The organism is Hydrogenophaga intermedia (assembly GCF_000723405.1).
GTDB lineage: Bacteria > Pseudomonadota > Gammaproteobacteria > Burkholderiales > Burkholderiaceae_C > Hydrogenophaga > Hydrogenophaga intermedia.
Genome location: NZ_CCAE010000017.1, coordinates 1 through 17,312, shown reverse-complemented (window position 1 = coordinate 17,312; position 17,312 = coordinate 1). Strand labels below are relative to the sequence as shown.

15 protein-coding genes and 1 pseudogene are annotated in these 17,312 nt (G+C 66.9%); 9 read left to right on the top strand and 7 right to left on the bottom strand.

The window, feature by feature from the left end; all coding sequences use genetic code 11:
- Both BN948_RS11835 and BN948_RS11830 read right to left on the bottom strand, forming a co-directional pair.
- A complete protein-coding gene (locus BN948_RS11835; protein WP_009515214.1) occupies positions 1–1,059 on the bottom strand; it encodes a C4-dicarboxylate TRAP transporter substrate-binding protein in 1,059 nt (352 codons plus the stop codon).
- A gap of 37 nt (positions 1,060–1,096) precedes the next feature.
- Positions 1,097–1,831: a TetR/AcrR family transcriptional regulator gene (locus tag BN948_RS11830; protein ID WP_236953857.1), complete on the bottom strand. Its 735-nt coding sequence runs from the start codon at positions 1,829–1,831 to the stop codon at positions 1,097–1,099.
- Positions 1,832–1,920: 89 nt separating this feature from the next.
- Between BN948_RS11830 and BN948_RS26155 the strand changes: the two genes are divergently transcribed.
- The 4 genes from BN948_RS26155 to BN948_RS11810 are packed head-to-tail and all read left to right on the top strand — an operon-like array spanning position 1,921 to position 6,395.
- A complete protein-coding gene (locus BN948_RS26155) occupies positions 1,921–2,613 on the top strand; it encodes an SRPBCC family protein (RefSeq protein WP_009515212.1) in 693 nt (230 codons plus the stop codon).
- 10 nt (positions 2,614–2,623) lie between these two features.
- Positions 2,624–3,478 carry an FAD binding domain-containing protein gene (locus tag BN948_RS11820; RefSeq protein WP_009515211.1) on the top strand — a complete coding sequence of 285 codons (855 nt, stop codon included), beginning with the start codon at positions 2,624–2,626 and terminating at the stop codon, positions 3,476–3,478.
- A 17-nt stretch (positions 3,479–3,495) separates the two neighbouring features.
- Positions 3,496–3,981 carry a (2Fe-2S)-binding protein gene (locus BN948_RS11815; RefSeq protein WP_035621784.1) on the top strand — a complete coding sequence of 162 codons (486 nt, stop codon included), beginning with the start codon at positions 3,496–3,498 and terminating at the stop codon, positions 3,979–3,981.
- The gene (locus BN948_RS11810; protein ID WP_009515209.1) at positions 3,978–6,395 is read left to right on the top strand and encodes a xanthine dehydrogenase family protein molybdopterin-binding subunit; all 2,418 of its coding nucleotides are present in this window, start codon (positions 3,978–3,980) and stop codon (positions 6,393–6,395) included. The genes BN948_RS11815 and BN948_RS11810 overlap by 4 nt, the downstream gene beginning before the upstream one ends.
- Here the strand turns inward: BN948_RS11810 and BN948_RS11805 are convergent.
- From BN948_RS11805 to BN948_RS11790, 4 genes are all read right to left on the bottom strand, one after another.
- Positions 6,352–8,262: an AMP-binding protein gene (locus BN948_RS11805; RefSeq protein ID WP_238327234.1), complete on the bottom strand. Its 1,911-nt coding sequence runs from the start codon at positions 8,260–8,262 to the stop codon at positions 6,352–6,354. The genes BN948_RS11810 and BN948_RS11805 overlap by 44 nt on opposite strands.
- Before the next feature lie 83 nt (positions 8,263–8,345).
- Positions 8,346–9,494, bottom strand: coding sequence for an acyl-CoA dehydrogenase family protein (locus BN948_RS11800; protein ID WP_009515207.1), 1,149 nt, complete (start codon positions 9,492–9,494; stop codon positions 8,346–8,348).
- Positions 9,491–10,288 (bottom strand): enoyl-CoA hydratase-related protein, encoded by a 798-nt coding sequence (locus BN948_RS11795; protein WP_009515206.1) that lies wholly within the window; start codon positions 10,286–10,288, stop codon positions 9,491–9,493. Before BN948_RS11795 ends, BN948_RS11800 begins: the two co-directional genes overlap by 4 nt.
- A 40-nt stretch (positions 10,289–10,328) precedes the next feature.
- A complete protein-coding gene (locus BN948_RS11790; RefSeq protein ID WP_009515205.1) occupies positions 10,329–11,675 on the bottom strand; it encodes an aminotransferase class III-fold pyridoxal phosphate-dependent enzyme in 1,347 nt (448 codons plus the stop codon).
- A 122-nt stretch (positions 11,676–11,797) separates the two neighbouring features.
- On the opposite strand from BN948_RS11790, the gene BN948_RS11785 reads away from it, so the two are divergent.
- On the top strand, positions 11,798–12,757 hold the full coding sequence (locus BN948_RS11785) for a LysR substrate-binding domain-containing protein (RefSeq protein WP_081921934.1): 960 nt from the start codon (positions 11,798–11,800) through the stop codon (positions 12,755–12,757).
- Between the two features lie 9 nt (positions 12,758–12,766).
- On the opposite strand, the gene BN948_RS11780 is transcribed toward BN948_RS11785, so the two are convergent.
- Positions 12,767–13,384 carry a TetR/AcrR family transcriptional regulator gene (locus BN948_RS11780; protein WP_009515203.1) on the bottom strand — a complete coding sequence of 206 codons (618 nt, stop codon included), beginning with the start codon at positions 13,382–13,384 and terminating at the stop codon, positions 12,767–12,769.
- An 84-nt stretch (positions 13,385–13,468) separates the two neighbouring features.
- On the opposite strand from BN948_RS11780, the gene BN948_RS11775 reads away from it, so the two are divergent.
- From BN948_RS11775 to BN948_RS26150, 4 genes and pseudogenes are all read left to right on the top strand, one after another.
- Positions 13,469–15,043: an ABC transporter substrate-binding protein gene (locus tag BN948_RS11775; protein WP_009515201.1), complete on the top strand. Its 1,575-nt coding sequence runs from the start codon at positions 13,469–13,471 to the stop codon at positions 15,041–15,043.
- Positions 15,044–15,049: 6 nt separating this feature from the next.
- Complete coding sequence (locus BN948_RS11770; RefSeq protein WP_009515200.1) at positions 15,050–16,021, top strand: ABC transporter permease; 972 nt, start codon at positions 15,050–15,052, stop codon at positions 16,019–16,021.
- On the top strand, positions 16,018–17,196 hold the full coding sequence (locus tag BN948_RS11765; protein ID WP_009515199.1) for a M20 aminoacylase family protein: 1,179 nt from the start codon (positions 16,018–16,020) through the stop codon (positions 17,194–17,196). Before BN948_RS11770 ends, BN948_RS11765 begins: the two co-directional genes overlap by 4 nt.
- Positions 17,193–17,312 (top strand): annotated as a pseudogene (locus BN948_RS26150) (ABC transporter permease); the annotation flags it as partial. The gene BN948_RS11765 and the pseudogene BN948_RS26150, both read left to right, overlap by 4 nt.

Sequence of the window (17,312 nt, the reverse complement as noted above, 5' to 3'; positions counted from 1 at the left end):
TCAGCGGTTCTGGCCGTCCCAGTCGCGCAGCGGCTTCACGCCGCGCGCGCGCAACTCATCGAAGTAGGCCTTGAGCACGGCCTTGCCGTTGTCGCCCGTGGCCTGCAGCCAGGGCTGCACGATGTTGGGCAGGCCGTTGACCCACTTGGCCTTTTCGGCCGGCGGCAGGTCGGCGATCTGCAGGCCGGCGGCCTTCATCGTTTCCAGCGCGGCGTTGGCGGTCTTGGTGACGTGCTGGCCGTGCGCCTTGGACGTGGCCTTGCCGGCCTGCGCGAAGGCGTCCTGCACTTCCTTGGGCAGGGCGTCGTGGAACTTCTTGTTTGCGGCCACGCTGCCGAAGTACATGGAGCCCACGTCCACGCGCGTGAGGTGCTTGGCCACCTCGTACACCCGCGCCGGACCGATGCCGCTGGCGAACGACAGCGCGCCTTGCGTCACGCCGGTCTGGATGTTGGTGTAGTAGGTGGTGAGCGCGCCGTCCACCGGCGTGGCGCCAGTGTCGCGCAGCCAGTTGGCCGAGGTGCCTGGCGCGTTGATCTTCTTGTTCTGAAGATCGGCCATCGTGCGGATGGGGAAGTTGGCGTAGATGTCGTAGCTGTCGGTGATCAGTGAGGACAGCGGCACCATGTTCTGCGCGGCCCAGCTCTCGCGCAGCGCGGGCACCGTGGTGTTGAGCTTGTCGAAGATCTCGATCAGCAGCTCGTGGTTGGTGGTGGCGAAGGGCGTGAAGTAGGTGACGTTCTGCAGCGGCATGGCCGAGTTTTCCCAGACCGTGCCGACCATGCCGACGTCCACGATGCCGTCGCGCACGGCGGCGCGCGTGTCGGTGAACTTGTAGAGCGTGCCGCCGTAGTTCTCGCGCCAGCGCACCTCGTACTTGCCGCCGCCGGCCTTGAGGAGGCGGTCCACCTCGGGCTGGAACACCTCCTTCATGGCATAGGCCCAGATGTTGGTGGTGGGGTGGCTGGAGCCGATGTTGACGGTGATGCGCTGCTGCGCGACGACGGGCAGTGCGGCCAGGGCCAGGGCGCCGGCCACGGTGAGGGTCGAAAGCTTCATCTGTCTTGTCTCCTTGTGTTGCTCTTGGGGTGGCGGCTCATCGAGCCGGGGATTTCTTTCTTGGCGTCGTGCCGGGCGCTTCACCGAGCAAGTCGCGGCTGCTCTGCAGGTAGCCGCGCACGCGGTCGCGCACCAGGGCCTCGTCGCAGGTCTCGTGCATGGCCTCGCTGTGCACGTCCTGGCCATAGATCCAGCGGCGGATCGAGATGTAGAACATGCCGCCGTGCAGGCCCATGAGCAGTTCGAGCTCGCGTTCGCTGGGTTTGGCGCGCGAGGTGGAGCCGCGGAAACGCCGCGTCTCGCGCACGAGGCGCGGGAACAGGCGCTCGCGCAACATGGCGAAGAAGCGGTCGGAGATGGCGTGGTCCATCAGGCCCGAGAACATGAGGATGCGCACGAACTCGCGCGAGAGCGCGTTGTTCACGTAGTCCGCGTAGAAGGCGGTGAACTTGTCTTCGACGTCGGCCTTCGGGTCATCCAGCAGTTCGTCCCAGCTCTCGCGCCAGCGGCCCTCGAACACGTCGAGGTACACGCGGTCGATGAGGGCCTGCTTGGTGGGGAAGTAGTGGTAGAGCAGCGCGTGCGTGACGCCGATGCTGCTGGCCAGGTCGCGCAGTTGCCCGCCGAAGCCGTTGGAGGCGAAGAACTGGATGGCGCCATCGACGATCTGGCGCTCGCGTTCGGACACGCTCAGGCGGCGGCGCGTGGGCACGCCCTCCGCAGCGGTGCCCTCGACTTTCTGCTGTCGCTCAGGGTTTTTCTGTATGCGCACGCTATTTACCGAACGGTCAATGAGACATAGCATTGTTGAACGGTTGGTAAACAAGCGCACCCGTGAAAACCCGGGGGCGGAAAGAACGAATGGAACTCAACGGAGACATCCTCATTGCGGCGCCGCGCGAGCAGGTCTGGGCCGCGCTCAACGACCCGGCGGTCCTGGCGCGCTGCATCCCCGGTTGCGAGAGCATGGAAGCCACCAGCGACACCGAGCGCACCGCGCGCGTGGCGGTGAAGGTGGGCCCGGTGCGCGCGCGCTTCACGGGGCATCTGCGCCTGCACGACGTGCGAGCCGGCGAGGGCTGCACGCTGCAGTTCGAGGGCTCGGGCGGTGCGGCGGGCATGGCCAAGGGACAGTCGAGCGTGTCCCTGAACGACGAGGACGGCGGCACGCGCCTGCGCTACACGGCGCAGGCCTCGGTGGGCGGCAAGCTGGGGCAGGTGGGCGGCCGCATGATCGACGCGGCAGCCAAGCAGATGGCCGATCAGTTCTTCGCCGCGTTCCAGAACGAACTCGCGCCGGTCCAGGCCTTGGCTCCTGAGGGCGAGCGTGGTGCCGCAGCCGACGAAGCCCCATCGGGTGACAAGGCCAGCGCGCCCGCTGCCGCGCCCGCTGCCACGTCCACCGCTCCAACAGCCAGTCCCATTCGAACGGCGCGTCCCATGCCCGTCCATGCCTCGCCCGTTGCTGGCGAAGGCGTGCGCGTGCTGTGGTTTGCGCTCGGCGCCCTGTCCACCGGTTTCGGCGTGTGGATCGCTTCCCTGTTGTCCGCTTGAGGAGAGCGCCTTGAAAGCCGCTGCATTCGACTACATCAAGGCGGGCTCGATCGCTCAGGTGATCGACCTGCTGGTGCGCCACGGCGACGATGCCCGTGTGCTCGCCGGGGGGCAGACGCTCATGGCCACGCTGAACATGCGCCTGTCCGAGCCCGCGCTGGTCATCGACATCACGGGCCTGCAATCGCTGCGCGGCATCGAGTTGCGGGGCGAGGTGCTGCGCATCGGCGCGCTGGCCACGCACACGCAGATCGAGCAGTGTGCGCTGGTGGCGCGCCACGCGCCGCTGCTGGCCGAGGCCGCGCCGCACATCGCGCACCGCGCCATTCGCAACAGCGGCACCTGGGGTGGCTCCATCGCCTACGCCGACCCCGCCGCCGAATGGCCCGCCTGTTTGCTGGCGCTGGGCGGCACGGTGATCGTGCAGGGGCCGGACGGTGAGCGCCGCATCGCGGCCGACGATTTCTTCACCGGTCTCTACGCGACCGCGCTGCGGCCCGAAGAAATCATCACCGCCAGCGAGTTGCCCATCGCCACGGCGGGCCAGTGGCAAGGCATGTCGCAGCTCGCGCGCCGCCATGGCGACTACGCCATCGTCGGCCTCGCGGCCTCGGCGCAGCGCCAAGACGGCGGGCTGCTCGCCCCGCGCCTGGCCTTCATGGGCGTGGGCACCACGCCCTGGCGTGCGCGCCAGGCCGAGGCCGTGCTCGACGGCCAGACCCCCGACGAGGCCACGGTGGCCCGCGCGGTGGCCGCATTGCGCGAGGAGATCGACCCCTTGCCCGACCTGACCAACACCCCCGACACCAAGCGCCACCTGGCCGGCGTGCTGCTGCAGCGCCTGCTGGCCTCGGCGCGCGGTTGATGCGAGAAATCACACCCATGGCAGACCAGCTCCCCATTCAGCTCACCGTCAACGGCCACACGCACCGTTGCCAGATCGAACCCCGCACCCACCTCGTGGACTTCCTGCGCGAGGACCTCGGCCTCAAGGGCAGCCACCTGGGCTGCGAGCACGGTGTGTGCGGTGCCTGCACCGTGGAACTCAACGGCCAGATCGTGCGCGGCTGCCTCACGCTGGCCGTGCAGGCCGACGGCGGTGAGGTCAACACCATCGAAGGCCTGAGCCAGAGCGGCGCGATCCGCGACCTGCAGCAGGCCTTCGTCGCACGCAACGCGCTGCAGTGTGGCTTCTGCACCTCGGGCATGCTGATGGCGGCGAAGGAGCTGGTCGAGACGCGGCCCCAGGCCACACGCGCCGAGGTGCGCGACTGGATCTCGGGCAACTACTGCCGCTGCACCGGCTACCACGCCATCGTCGACGCCATCTGCGACGTGCTGCGTCAACGCCAGGAGGCCGCCCTGTGAAGCGCGACATCACCAACCTCGAACCCGGCGTCGAGCAGCCCACGCCAATCGCCCCCGTCACCGAGGACCAGCGCTACATCGGCGCGCCCGTGCCGCGTGGCGGCATCGAACGCCTCACGCAGGGCCTGGGCCAGTTCATCGACGACATCGAGCTGCCGCGCCTGGCGCACGTGGTGTTCTGGCGCAGCCCGGTGGCGCACATGCGCCTCAAGGCCGTGCATGCCGACGCCGCGCGCGCCATGCCCGGCGTGCTGATGGTGGCCGACGGCCAGGACCTGGCCAAGGTCTGCAAGCCCTGGGTGGCAGTGCTGGGCCACCTGGCGGGCATGAAGTCCGCGCCGCAATACGCGCTGGCGGTGGAGCGTGCCTGCTGGCAGGGCGAGCCCGTGGTGGCGGTGGTGGCCGAGTCGCGCGCGCAGGCCGAGGACGCGCTGCAACACGTGGTGGTGGACTGGGAAGAGCTGCAGCTGGCCACGGACATGGAGGCGGCGCTCGGCGACGGCGTGGCGCCGATTCACGCCGAACTGGGCGACAACCTGTGCTTCACCCGCAGCCTGAACGTGGGCGATGTCGACCAGGCGTTCGCCGAGGCCGACGCGGTGGCCGAGGCCACGTTCGAATTCGGCCGGCACACCGGCGTGACGCTGGAGCCGCGCGGCCAGATCGCACACTGGAACCCGGCCGAGCAGCGCCTCACGGTCTACCACTCCTGCCAGGCGCCGCACATGATGCAGGACCTGTATGGCCGTCAGTTCGACCTGCCGGCGAGCGCCATCCGCGTGGTCTGCAAGGACGTCGGCGGCTCCTTCGGCATCAAGGTGCATGCCTACCCGGACGATTTCGCGACCGTGGCCCTGTCCATCCTGCTGGGCCGACCGGTGAAGTTCGTGGCCGACCGGCTGGAGAGCTTCACCAGCGACATCCACGCGCGGCACCACCTCGTCAAGGCACGCATCGCGGTCAACCGGGACGGCGAGATCCTCGGTTTCGACATGAATGATCTCACCGGCATCGGCCCGTATTCGATGTTCCCGCGCACCAGCGCGATCGAGGGCAACCAGGTCGTCAACCTGGTGGGCGGGCCGTACAAGCACCAGCACTACCGCGCCAAGCTGGACGTGGTGTTCCAGAACAAGACGCCGACCTGCCAGTACCGTGGCGTCGGCCACCCCATTGCCTGCGCCGTGACCGAGGCCCTGGTGGACCTGGCCGCACAGAAGATCGGCATGGACCCGCTGGAGATCCGCGCGAAGAACGTGATCCCCGACGACGCCTACCCGGCCACGGGTGCCTCGGGCATCAAGCTGGAGGTGCTCTCGCACGAGGCCAGCCTGAAGCAACTGCGCGAGCTGATGAACTACGACGCGCTGCGCGCCGAGCAGGTCGCGCTGCGCAAGCAGGGCATCCACCGCGGCATCGGCTTCGCGGTGGTCATCGAGCTCACCAACCCCAGCGCCGCGTTCTACGGCGTGGGCGGCGCGCGCATTGCCTCGCAGGACGGCGCCACCGTGCGGCTTGACCCGGAGGGCGACGTCACCGTGCTGGTGAGCGTGGGCGAGCAGGGCCAGGGCACCGAAGGCATCTACCGCCAGATCGCGGCGGATGCGGTGGGCGTGGACATCGACAAGGTCAAGGTCATCACCGGCGACACCGACGTGACGCCCTACGGTGGCGGCACCTGGGCCTCGCGCGGCGCGGGCATTGGTGGCGAGGCGGTGCTGCTGGCCGGCCAGGCGCTGCGCGACAACATCCTCAAGGTCGCGGCGGCCATCCTGAAGGCCGATGTGGCCACGCTCGCGCTGCGCCGCAACCGGGTCGTGGACGCCGACAGCGGCGAGGAACGGCTGCCCCTCAAGGAGCTGGGCCGCATCGCCTACTACCGCTCCGACACGCTGCCGGCCGACTTCACGCCCGAGCTGATGGTCACGCGCCACTACGCGCAGCGCGACTACCCCTTCATCTTCACCAACGGCGTGCAGGCCTCCTACGTGGAGGTGGACCCCGACACCGGCTTCGTGAAGCTGCTCAAGCATTGGGCGGTGGAGGATTGCGGGCGCGTGCTCAACCCCATGCTGGTGGACGAGCAGATGCGCGGCGCCATCGTGCAGGGCATTGGCGGCGCGCTGTTCGAGGAATGCCTGTACGACGAGGCCGGCCTCATGCTCAACGCCAACATGGCCGACTACCTGGTGCCCATGTCGGCGGAGATGCCCGACATCGAAGTGGCGCACGTGATGACGCCCACGCGCAGCTCCAAACTGGGCGCCAAGGGCGCGGGCGAGGCCGGCACGGCCGGCGCGCCGGCGGCGGTGATGAACGCGATCAACGACGCCATCGCGCCCTTCGGCGCGGTGGTGCATTCGCAGCCGATCACGCCGCAGAAGCTGCTGCGGGCGTTGGGGAAGGTGGGCTGAGCGCGGTCAAGGACTTTAGTGCGTGGGGGTTGTCGAGTGCCGACGTGTCGCCAATCGCTTTGCCCTCAAGCGCGCTGCGGATGAGGCGCCGCAGAACCTTTCCATTGCGGGTTCTCGGCAGTTCGGCCACCCAGTGGATCCGTGCGGGCGAGAAGGGCTTTCCCAGGCCGGTCTGCACGGCGAGCGACATGCTGTGGCCGATGGTGTCGAGGTCCGCCGACACACCTTCATCGGCGATCGCCACGAGCACCAGGCGCTGGCCCTTGTGCGGGTCGTCGACGCCAACTGCCGCCACCTCCCTGACGCCCCGCACGTGGGCCAGGGCTTCCACTTCCGCCGGGCCGACGCGCTTGCCCGCGATCTTCAATGTGTCGTCCGAGCGGCCCTTGATGAAGTGGTGTCCGTCCGTGTCCGTGAGCAGCAGATCGCCATGGGCCCAGACACCGGGAAAGCGTTCCCAGTAGGACTCGAAGTAGCGGCGCTCTTCGCGCCAGAAGCCTCGGGTCATGCCGATGAAGGGACGACGGACCACCAGTTCGCCCACGGCGCCGATGCAGGCATGGCCACCGGCGTCGAAGGCCGCCACGTCTACCGCGAGTGAAGGCGCATTGAAACCAGAGGCCTTGATGGGCCGCGTGATCACGTTGCCCAGAATCGCGCCGGATACTTCGGTACCCCCGGTGTAATTGATCACGGGGCATCGACCCTGGCCGTAGTCCTTGAAGTACCACTGGAAGGTTTCCTCGGGCAGGACCTCGCCGGCTGAGATCAGGATGCGCAAGGTGTCGCGCGAGGGCTTGAGGCTGTGCCCCGCATGTTCCGCCATGCCGCGCAACAGCGTGGGCGAGGCGCCGAAGTGCGTCACCCCGTGGCGCGACACAGTTTCGCTGAGGCGGCTCCAATCGGGGTGGTCGGGGGCGCCGTCGTAACACACCAGCGTGGCCCCCAGGCACAACGCACCCACGATGGTGATGGGCGCCACGATCCAGCCCACGTCGCTGGGCCACAGCCACCGTTCGCCCGCGTGCAGGTCGAAATGGTAGGCACAGTCTTCGACGATCTTGACCGGAAAGCCGCCGTGCGTGTGCACGGCGCCCTTTGGCCGCCCCGTGGTGCCCGATGTGTACACGACCATGAACGGATCGTTGGGTTGCATCGTTTCCGGAGCGCGAGGCAACAGGCCCTGGCCCAGCGTCTCCCAACGTCGCTCGCTCAAGTGCTGCAGCTGGAGCGGTTCGTCCGAGGCGGCGAGCAAAACCAACCGCAAGGACGGCAAGCGGCGCGCAGCGTCGCTCACCCGTTCCCGCAGATCGATGCGCTGGCCACGGCGGGCCATCGCCGTGGTGCAGATCAGGGCCTTGGCCCCGCAGGCATCCAGCCGGGCCACGATAGCGTCTACTCCGTAGCCTGTGAACAAGGGCACCGCGATGGCGCCGACGGCGCTCAGTGCCAGGAACGCGACGACCGCGTCCTTGCCCATGGGCAGCATCAAGCCGACGGTGTCGCCGCGACCGATGCCCTCGTCCGCCAGACCAGCCGCCTTGCTCCTGACCTCGTGACGCAGGGCCTCGTAGCTTGTGGTCTGCTCAACTCCCCCCTCGGACACGCAGATCAGGGCGGGGCGCTGCGCGCTTTCGACGCGTTCTCCATGCTTGAGCGCGTTGTGTACCCAGTTCAGCCACCCGCCAGGGAACCAGCTGGGCAGGCGGGGATCTGCGTCGGCAGACATCAGGGCCTTGGGCGGCTCATACCACTCAAAGTCGAGATGGCGCATGGCCTCCATGTGAAAGCGAAAGCCCTCATCCAGCGACAAGCGGTGCAACTGTGTGTAGTCGGCGACCCCGAGGCGATCGCACAGTTGTTGCACTCGGGCGCTCGAGCGCGTGGCGGAGTCGGGACGCCAGGCGATGGCCTCGCTGGCGGTGGACGTCGCCTTCGTGTTTGAACGTTTCATGCATGCCCCTTGATGAGTTGCCTGGCGATCACCAGTTGCTGGATCTGAGAGGTGCCCTCATAGATCCGGTAGAGCCGAGCGTCGCGGTAGAAGCGCTCGACGCAGAAGTCACGCATATATCCGGCGCCACCGTGAATCTGCAGCGCGCGGTCCGCGACGCGACCAAGCATCTCGCTGCTGAACAGTTTGGTGCAGGACGCGAGCATGTTGACGTCTTCGCCTTCGTCGCGGCGCCGCGCGGCGTCAAGCACCAGGGCGCGCGCCGCCTCGATCTCGGTCTGCGAGTCCGCCAGTTGCGCCTGGATGAGCTGGAAGCTGGCAATGGGCGCGCCGAACTGCTTGCGGCTCAGCGCATAGGACAGGGCCTCGGCTTGCAGGCGCTGTGCCATGCCGACGCAAACGGCGGCGATGTGAATGCGACCGCGGTCCAGCGTTTTCATGGCGAGGCGAAAGCCTTCCCCAGGCTGGCCCAGCAAGGCGTCGCGCGAAACCGGCACGTCGTCGAAGAACACGTCGGCGGTGTGCGCGCCGCGTTGTCCCAGTTTGTGGTCGCGCGGCCCGACCGACAACCCGGGAGCGTCGCGCTCGACCAGGAAGGCCGAAATCGTGTGGCCGTTGGCATCCGAGGCGGGCGTTCGGGCGAACACGGTGAAGACGGACGCCTGCGGGGCGTTGGTGATGAACCGCTTGACGCCCTGGATCACGAAGCCCGAGTCGACGGGCCGGGCCATGGTCTTCAGGCTCGCGGCATCCGAGCCCGCATCGGGCTCCGTTAGAGCGAAGGCCGCGATGCGATCGCCACTGGCCATTGCGGGAAGGTGTCGCTGGCGCTGCGGCTCGCTGCCCGCGAGCACGATGCCCAGGGAGCCGATGCCATTGTTCGTTCCCACGCGTGAGCGGAAGGCGGGCGAGGTCTTGCCGAGTTCGAAGGCAATGCCGACTTCTTCCTCGGTGGTCAGCCCCATGCCGCCATAGGCTTGCGGAATGGTCATGCCGAACAGTCCCATTTCTCGCATGTCCTGCAGGATGTCGGGGGCGATGTCGTCTTCATCCTCGACCTGTTGTTCGGCGGGGACGAGGCGTTCGCTCACGAAACGCCGCACCCCCTCGATCAGCAGCGTGTGGGTGTCTGGGTCGCGGATCATGGTGTCCGCCTCTGGTAGTGCGATCGAAAGTCGGGCTTTCGTTTGTTCAGGAATGCCTCGACACCTTCGCGCGATTCGGCGCTCTCGTAGAAGAGGGCAAGCGCCTCGAAGCCCATGGAGGAGACGGCGCGGAGTTGCTCCGTGTCGATGTTGAAGGAACGCTTGGCGATGGCCAGCGCCGTCGGACTCAAGCCGAGGATCTCGTCGCACCACCGCTGAACCTCGGCGTCGAGGTCTTCCTTGGAAACCACGGCGTTGATCCAGCCCCATGCCAAGGCTTGCGCGGCGCTGTAGCGCCGGCAAAGAAACCAGACCTCTCGCGCGCGCTTCTCGCCGAGGCCCCTGGCCAGCAAGGCGGTGCCAAAGCCGGGATCGACCGATCCAACCTTGGGGCCGACCTGGCCAAACTGCGCGTGCTCCGCGGCGATGGCCAGGTCGCACACGGTGACCAGCACATTGCCCCCGCCGATTGCATAACCATTGACCTTGGCGATCACGGGCTTCGGCGTGTCGCGGATGAGGCCCTGCAATTCGTCCACTGGCAGGCCGATGGCACCCCGGCCGCCGTAGCCGCCCTGGCCATGCGAGGATTGGTCGCCTCCCGTGCAGAAGGCTTTGTCGCCCGTGCCGGTGAGCACGATGACGCCGACGCTGCGGTCCGCGCCGGCCTGTTTGAATGCATCCAGCAGTTCCTCGATGGTCTGGGCCCGGAAGGCGTTGTACTTGTCTGGCCGGTTGATGCGAATTTCCGCCACACCCTGTCGGCGGTCGAACGCGATGTCCTGGTAGCTCATGGTTGTTCCTCTTGGTTGGTGCGCGGGGTGGGCATTGGCCTCACAGGCGTGACTCCACGACCGCCAGGGCTTCGTCGAGGGCCTGGAGCCCGACGTCGAGTTCGTGCCGCTCGATCGTGAGCGGCGGGGCAACGATCATCACGTTGTAGCGTCCGTAGGCATGGACGCCGCGCTTGAGCAGTTCGGTGTAGAGGGTGCGCATGGGGGCGGATCCGTCGGGGTGATGCCACTGCACCAACGGCTCCTTGCTCGCGCGGTCCTTCACGAGTTCGATGCCGAAGTGCGCGCCCAGTCCGCGCACATCACCGATGACCGGGTGGCGCTCCTGCAGCTGGCGCAAACCGTGGTCCAGCCACTGCTCAACCTGGCGTGCGCGTTCGAACAAACCCTCTTCCAGGTAGACCTTCAAAGCCGCCAGGCCACCGGCCACGGCCAGCACGTGGCCGGCGTGGGTGTGGCCCACATCGAAGAGATGGGTGTCGAAATGACGGGCCACGCGCTCGCGCACCAGCACGCCGCCCAACGGTGTGTAGGAAGCGCTCGCGCCCTTGGCGAAGCTGATCATGTCGGGTGCGACGCCCACACGCTGAGCAGCGAATGGCGCGGCGCACCGCCCGAAGCCCGTCATGATCTCGTCGAACACCAGCAGGATGCCGTGTTCGTCGCAGAGCTGGCGCACGCCTTCGAGGTAGCCATCGGGGTACAACACCACACCGCTCGAGCCGGTCACCGGCTCCATGAGGATGGCGGCGACGTTTTGCGCGCCTTCATGAGAGAGCACCATCCGAAGGTGGTCCAGCGCGCGCGCCGCTTCCACCTGCGGGTCTTCGGTGTGGAAGGGGCTGCGGTAAGGGTTGGGCGCCACGAACTTGGCAAAGCCTGCAGGCGCGGGAATCGGATCGCGCCAGCGATCCACGCCCGTCAGAGCGCTCGAGCCGAGCGTGCTGCCGTGATACGAGCGGTAGGCCGTCAGTACCTTGGTCCGCCGCGTGACCAGGCGCGCGATCTTGATCGCGTCGTCGTTGGCCTCGCCCCCACCGCAGGCGAAGTGAACCCGAAGGCCTTCGGGCCAGGGTGAGATGGTCTGCAACAGCTCCGCGTACTCGGCGCGCACGTCGTTGAAATAGCTCGACGCCGTCCAGCAAAGTCTTTCAGCCTGCGCCTGGATGGCCTTGACGACCTTTGGGTGCCCGTGGCCCAGCGAGACGGCCACGTAGCCGCTGGTCAGGTCGAGGTAGCTCTGGCCATGCTGGTCCTGGAAGTAGGCGCCCTTGGCGCTGGTGATGACGGGGGGGTTGAGGCCGCCCTGGACGGCCCAGGGCACCAGCACCTGGCGGTAGCCGGGGGCGAGCTGTTCGTTGCCCAGTCCTTGAATCTGAAGGTCCATTGCTCACTTTCGGAAAGAGGTGGTCCGCGTGCCGCGGGTGCGACAAGGCCTAAGATAATTAGGGCAGTCGCTCTCAACAAACGAATGTTTTTCGCCTCTTTGGTGCAATTTCATTGATCCTCATGCCACGTCGACTTCCCCCCCTTCTGGCCGTCAGGGCGTTCGAGGCCGCCGCCCGCTTGAACGGCTTCTCGCGCGCCGCCGAAGAACTGTGTGTGACGCCAGGGGCGGTCGGTCACCAGATCAAGGCCCTGGAGGCCTGGCTGGGCGTGAACCTGTTCGAGCGCGGAGCGCGCTCGGTGGAACTCACCGAGTCCGGCCGGCGCTACTGCGGGGAAGTGACGGCTGTCCTGGAGCGCCTCGAGTCCTGCTCCGATGAGGTGCGGCGCATGGCGCAGACGAACGAGATCACGCTTACCGCCATGCCTTCGTTCGTGACCCGATGGCTGATGCCGCGCCTGGGCAATTTCCAGGCGCGGCATCCCGACATTGAGGTGCGGGTGCTGGCCTCCGTCCCACCGGTGGATTTCGCGCGCGATCGGGTCGATCTCGCCATACGCCTGGGGTCGGGCAGCTATCCGGGCCTTGTGGCGCGTTCACTCATGCCCGAGCACTACATGCCGATGGCCAGTGCGGCCTTGGCCAGGCGCCTGGGCCGCGCCGGTCCGGCGGATCGTCTGCTGGCGTCGAATCTGCTGCACGACGAATACGAGGTGCGCATCCCAGATCAGATCGATTGGCCGCGCTGGGCGCGTGCGCAACGAGCCGGGAGCACCACCGACGCGCGCTGGCGCCGCGGCATGCGTTTTTCTCACTCCTACCTGACGCTCGATGCGGCGGGCGCAGGCCAGGGTGTGGCGATGGCGTCTTCGGTCCTGGCGGGGCGTGCCCTGTTGGCGGGTGTGCTGGCGCCGCTGTCTGATGCCTGGCTGGCTGGGCCGTATGCCTATCACCTGCTGTGGCCGGCAGACCGGCCGCTCAACGCGCGGGCCGAGCGCCTGGCCTCTTGGATCGAAGATGAGGTGAGCGTGTTTCTGGGCGATATGAAGCGCCGCTTCAAGTTGCCGCAGACGCCGGCCTGAACAACCGGCTCAGCCCTTCGCGCGGCGCGGGGACTTGAGCGCATGCAGCACCAGTTCCAGCAGGCGCGAAGCGAAGTCTTCATCGATAGGTGCGTGGTCAAACAGCAACCGGTACCACAAGGGGCCGAACAGCATGTCCAGAATGAGCTCGAGGTCTCCATCGGCGGCGATTTCCTTGCGCCGCTGAGCGCTATGCAACAGGCGCAGGCCGGCTTCGCGTCGCGGGCGGATCACCTTGTCCTGCATGAGGCGGGCGGTGCCTTCGTCGTACTGCGCTTCGGCGACGAGGGAGCGCAAGATCTCGCGCCAGCCTTCGTCGTTGACGCGGCGGATCGTCGCCAACAAGTACCGATGCAACTCGTCGCGCAGTGAGGGAGCGTCCGCCGCGATGGCATCGCTCGGCAGGCCCGCCATGTAGAGGTCAAGCAGCAGCGCGCCTTTGGTGGGCCAGCGCCGGTAGATGGATGCCTTGGATACGCCCGCGTCCGCCGCCACGCGCTCGATGGAAAAGCGTGCGTAGCCTTGCGAGCGCAGCAGGTCTCGCGCGGCACCCAGGATCGCTTCATGCGTCTGTGGGTTGCGCGGGCGCCCGCGGCCGGATCGATCGGATGGCGGGGGTGTGGGCATACGGGTTAGTCCTTATATTTGGAACGGTGCGTATCGTTTTATATTTTACGAAACGGCACGTGCCGTATTTAGGAGATGTCCCCCATGATGCTTCGACTCCGCCGTGGTCTCCTGCTGGCCTTGTCTCTTCTGGCCATCGGCACCGCCCACGCCGTTCCCTTCAAATGGGCTTCGCAGGACGACGCGACCACGCTCGACCCGCACGCCTTCAATCACGGCATGACCTTGACGCTGCTCAACCACGTCTACGAGGGCCTGGTGCGGCGAGACAAGGACATGCGCATCGAGCCCGCGCTGGCGCAACGCTGGGAGCAACCCACGCCCACCACCTGGGTGTTCCATCTGCGCCCGGGCGTGCGGTTCCACGACGGCACGCCACTGGCGGCGGCCGACGTGGTGTTCTCCATCCAGCGCGCCATGCACCCGGATTCGGACATGAAGGTCTTTGCCGCCTCGATTGGCTCGGTCAAGGCCCAGGGGCCGGCCACAGTGGTCATCGAAACAGAGTTTGCGAACGCCGCGCTGCTTCAGTCGCTGCCCGAGCTGCGCGTCATGTCGAAGGCCTGGAGCGAGGGCAATGGCGCAACCGCGCCTGCGAACATGCGGCAGAAGCAGGAGAACGCCGCGACGCGGCAGGCCAATGGCACGGGTCCGTTCAGGGTCGCAAGCCGCGAACCCGACGTCAAGACCGTACTGGAGCGCAACGAGCAGTGGTGGGGCAAGCACACCACCAACATCACGCGCGCCGAGTTGCTGAAGGTGAGCTCGGACGCCACGCGCGTGGCCGCCTTGCTGTCGGGCGAGCTCGACTTTGCCTATCCGATCCCGCTGCAGGACATCGCGCGCGTCGAGAGCAACCCGCGCTTCAAGGTGAAGCAAGGTGCCGAGATCCGGGTGATGTTCCTGTCCCTTGACCAGGGCAGCGATGAACTCCGGTATGCAAGCGTCAAGGGGCGAAACCCCTTCAAGGACCAACGCGTGCGGCAGGCCTTCTACCAGGCCATCGACACCGAGGCCATCCGTTCTCGCATCATGCGCAACAGCGTCAGACCCACGGGCATTCTCATTGCCACCGGCGTGAACTCCGTCGATCCCGCCGCCACCCAGCGCCAGTACGCCTACGACCCCGAGGCCGCGCGCCGCCTGCTCGCTCAGGCCGGTTACGAGAATGGGTTCGAGCTCACGCTCGACTGCCCCAACGACCGCTACGTCAACGACGAACAGGTCTGCGTGGCCGTGGCGGCCATGCTGTCGCGTGTCAACGTGAAGGTGGCGGTGAATCCCTTGCCGGCGGCCCGCTTCTTTCAGAAGGTCGGCGCGGGCGACTCCAGCTTCAACTTCTTCGGCTACACGCCCAGCAACATCGACGCCTACAACGCAATGGACGTGATCATGGCGACCCGCCAGGGCGGCTCGGGGCAGTGGAACGTCGGGCGCTACTCGAACCCGCAGGTGGACGCGCTGATCAAGCAAGTGCTCAGCGAAATGGACGCTCGCAAGCGCACCGAACTCGTGACGCAGGCGCTGGCGCTTCACAAGCGCGACGTCGGGCACATACCGCTCTACCAGCAGGGGCTCGCGTGGGGCATGCGCCAGAACGTCGATGCCGCGCTTCAGATCGACAACCGTGTCAACCTGAACTACATCACGGTGAAGTGAAGGACCATGTTTGGTTTTATCCTGCGGCGGCTGATCGCCAGCCTGGGCGTTCTGCTGGTCGTCACCGTCCTTGCCTTTGTCCTGTTCCAGTACGTCGGAGATCCGGTCAACCAGATGCTGGGCGTGGAGGCCACCGAGGCGGATCGTCAGCGACTGCGCGCCGAACTCGGCCTTGATGACTCGGTGCCAAGCCAGTTTGCCCGGTATGTGGCGAACCTCGCCCAAGGCGAGTTGGGCAACTCGCTGCGCCAGGGCCGGCCGGTGGCCGACATGTTTCGCGAGCGCTTGCCGGCCACGTTGGAGTTGTCGCTGCTGTCAGGCGTGTTGGCCTTGCTGGTGGGCGTCGTGCTGGGCGTATCGGCGGCCATCCGGCCGAACGCCTTGCGGGCCAAGGTGGCGATGCTGTTCTCGCTCATCGGCGCCACCTTGCCGTCCTTTCTGATCGGCATCCTGCTCATCATGGGATTCTCTGTCCAGTTGAACTGGCTGCCTTCCTTCGGCCGCGGCCCGACCGAACTCGTCGGTGGCTGGAGCACCGGGCTGCTCAGCGCGCGGGGGTGGGTGCATCTGATCATGCCGGTGGTCACCCTGTGCCTGTTTCAGCTGGCGCTGATCGTGCGACTGTCCCGCACCGAGATGTTGGAGGTGCTCAAGTCCGACTACGTCAAATTTGCGAGGGCCCGGGGAATCCCCGAGCACCGGATCCGATACGGACACGCGCTGCGCAATGCAATGATCCCGGTGATCACCGTGGCCGGCCTGCAATTGGGCACGGTCATCGCGTTTGCCCTGGTGACCGAAACCGTCTTCCAGTGGCCCGGCGTGGGCCTGCTCTTCGTCGAGTCGCTGGCCTTTGCCGATGTCCCGGTGTTGGCGGCCTACCTGTGCTTCGTTTCGCTGACCTATGTCGGCATCAATCTGCTGGTCGATCTGGCCTATGTCGGCATCGATCCGCGACTTCGCGTGAGCGGCTCATGAACCACCCCATCGACACCATTGGCGCTTTCAAAGGCGAACTCATTGACATCCGCAGAGATTTCCACAGCCATCCCGAACTGGGGTTCGAGGAGCACCGGACAGCCTCGAAGATCGCCGCTTACCTTCGGGCTTTGGGGCTGCCCACCCACACCGGCGTAGGCCGAACCGGTGTCGTGGCGGTGATCGATGGCGAATCCCAATCCAGTGGTGCCTCCGTGGGGCTTCGGGCCGACATGGACGCGCTGCCCATCACCGAGCTGGGCAATGCGCCGTACCGCTCGTGCGTACCTGGCCGCATGCACGGCTGTGGGCACGACGGGCATTGCGCCATGCTGCTCGGCGCAGCGCGGTACCTGGCCCAGACGCGCCGTTTCAATGGCACGGTGTACCTGTACTTCCAGCCCGGTGAGGAAGGCTACGCTGGTGCGCGCGAAATGATCCAGGACGGCCTGTTCGAGCGCTTTCCCGCTCAGCGGGTGTTCGCGCTGCACAACTGGCCTTCCTTGCCTGCGGGCCATATCGGGCTCAACAGGGGCCCGATGATGGCCGCCATCGATCGGATCCACATCCGCGTGCAGGGGCAGGGCGGCCACGGCGCGCACCCGCATCAGGCCATCGACCCTATCTTGGTCGCGTCGCAGATCGTCGCCAACGTGCACACCATCGTCAGCCGCAGCGTCGACCCGGCCGATGCCGCCGTGATCAGCTTCCAGTCGATCCAGGCGGGCGCGCCCGAGGCGCTGTCCGTGATCCCCGATACCGCCTCGCTCGATGGCATGGTCAAGTGGTTCAAGCCTTCGGTGCAGCAACGGCTGAGGCAGCGTCTGCACGAGGTGGTCGAGGCGGTTGCGCGCGCCCATGGCGCGCGAGCCGAGTTGCGATACGAGGAGCTCTACCCGCCGACGATCAATGCACCAGACGAGGCGGCGCTGGTCGCCAGGGTGGCAACGCGCCTGTTCGGCGCGGACAAAGTCGATTCCGATATGGACCCCAGCATGGGATCGGAAGACTTTGCCTTCATGCTGCAGCAGCGCCCCGGTGCCTATTTCCGGCTGGGGCAAGGCATGCAGGAAGGCCGCTTCCTGCATCACCCCATGTACGACTTCAATGACGAGACCATTCCGGTGGGCAGCGCGCTGTTCGCGGGCCTGGTCGAAGAGGCGCTGCCCCGATGACGACACACCTGGGTCGCTGGCTGGACAGCGATGTCGGCCACAGCTTTCGCACCTCGCCCACGGCCATCGTGGCGGCGGTGATCGCGCTCATCTGTGTGGTCTGCGCGCTCTTCGCC

What these genes read in the sequence shown, in the direction of transcription:
- BN948_RS11835 (WP_009515214.1), bottom strand. Translation starts at nt 1,059, where the DNA reads ATGAAGCTTTCGACCCTCACCGTGGCCGGCGCCCTGGCCCTGGCCGCA.
- BN948_RS26155 (WP_009515212.1), top strand. Translation starts at nt 1,921, where the DNA reads ATGGAACTCAACGGAGACATCCTCATTGCGGCGCCGCGCGAGCAGGTC.
- BN948_RS11815 (WP_035621784.1), top strand. Translation starts at nt 3,496, where the DNA reads ATGGCAGACCAGCTCCCCATTCAGCTCACCGTCAACGGCCACACGCAC.
- BN948_RS11800 (WP_009515207.1), bottom strand. Translation starts at nt 9,494, where the DNA reads ATGATCCGCGACCCAGACACCCACACGCTGCTGATCGAGGGGGTGCGG.
- BN948_RS11795 (WP_009515206.1), bottom strand. Translation starts at nt 10,288, where the DNA reads ATGAGCTACCAGGACATCGCGTTCGACCGCCGACAGGGTGTGGCGGAA.
- BN948_RS11790 (WP_009515205.1), bottom strand. Translation starts at nt 11,675, where the DNA reads ATGGACCTTCAGATTCAAGGACTGGGCAACGAACAGCTCGCCCCCGGC.
- BN948_RS11785 (WP_081921934.1), top strand. Translation starts at nt 11,798, where the DNA reads ATGCCACGTCGACTTCCCCCCCTTCTGGCCGTCAGGGCGTTCGAGGCC.
- BN948_RS11780 (WP_009515203.1), bottom strand. Translation starts at nt 13,384, where the DNA reads ATGCCCACACCCCCGCCATCCGATCGATCCGGCCGCGGGCGCCCGCGC.
- BN948_RS11775 (WP_009515201.1), top strand. Translation starts at nt 13,469, where the DNA reads ATGATGCTTCGACTCCGCCGTGGTCTCCTGCTGGCCTTGTCTCTTCTG.
- BN948_RS11770 (WP_009515200.1), top strand. Translation starts at nt 15,050, where the DNA reads ATGTTTGGTTTTATCCTGCGGCGGCTGATCGCCAGCCTGGGCGTTCTG.
- BN948_RS11765 (WP_009515199.1), top strand. Translation starts at nt 16,018, where the DNA reads ATGAACCACCCCATCGACACCATTGGCGCTTTCAAAGGCGAACTCATT.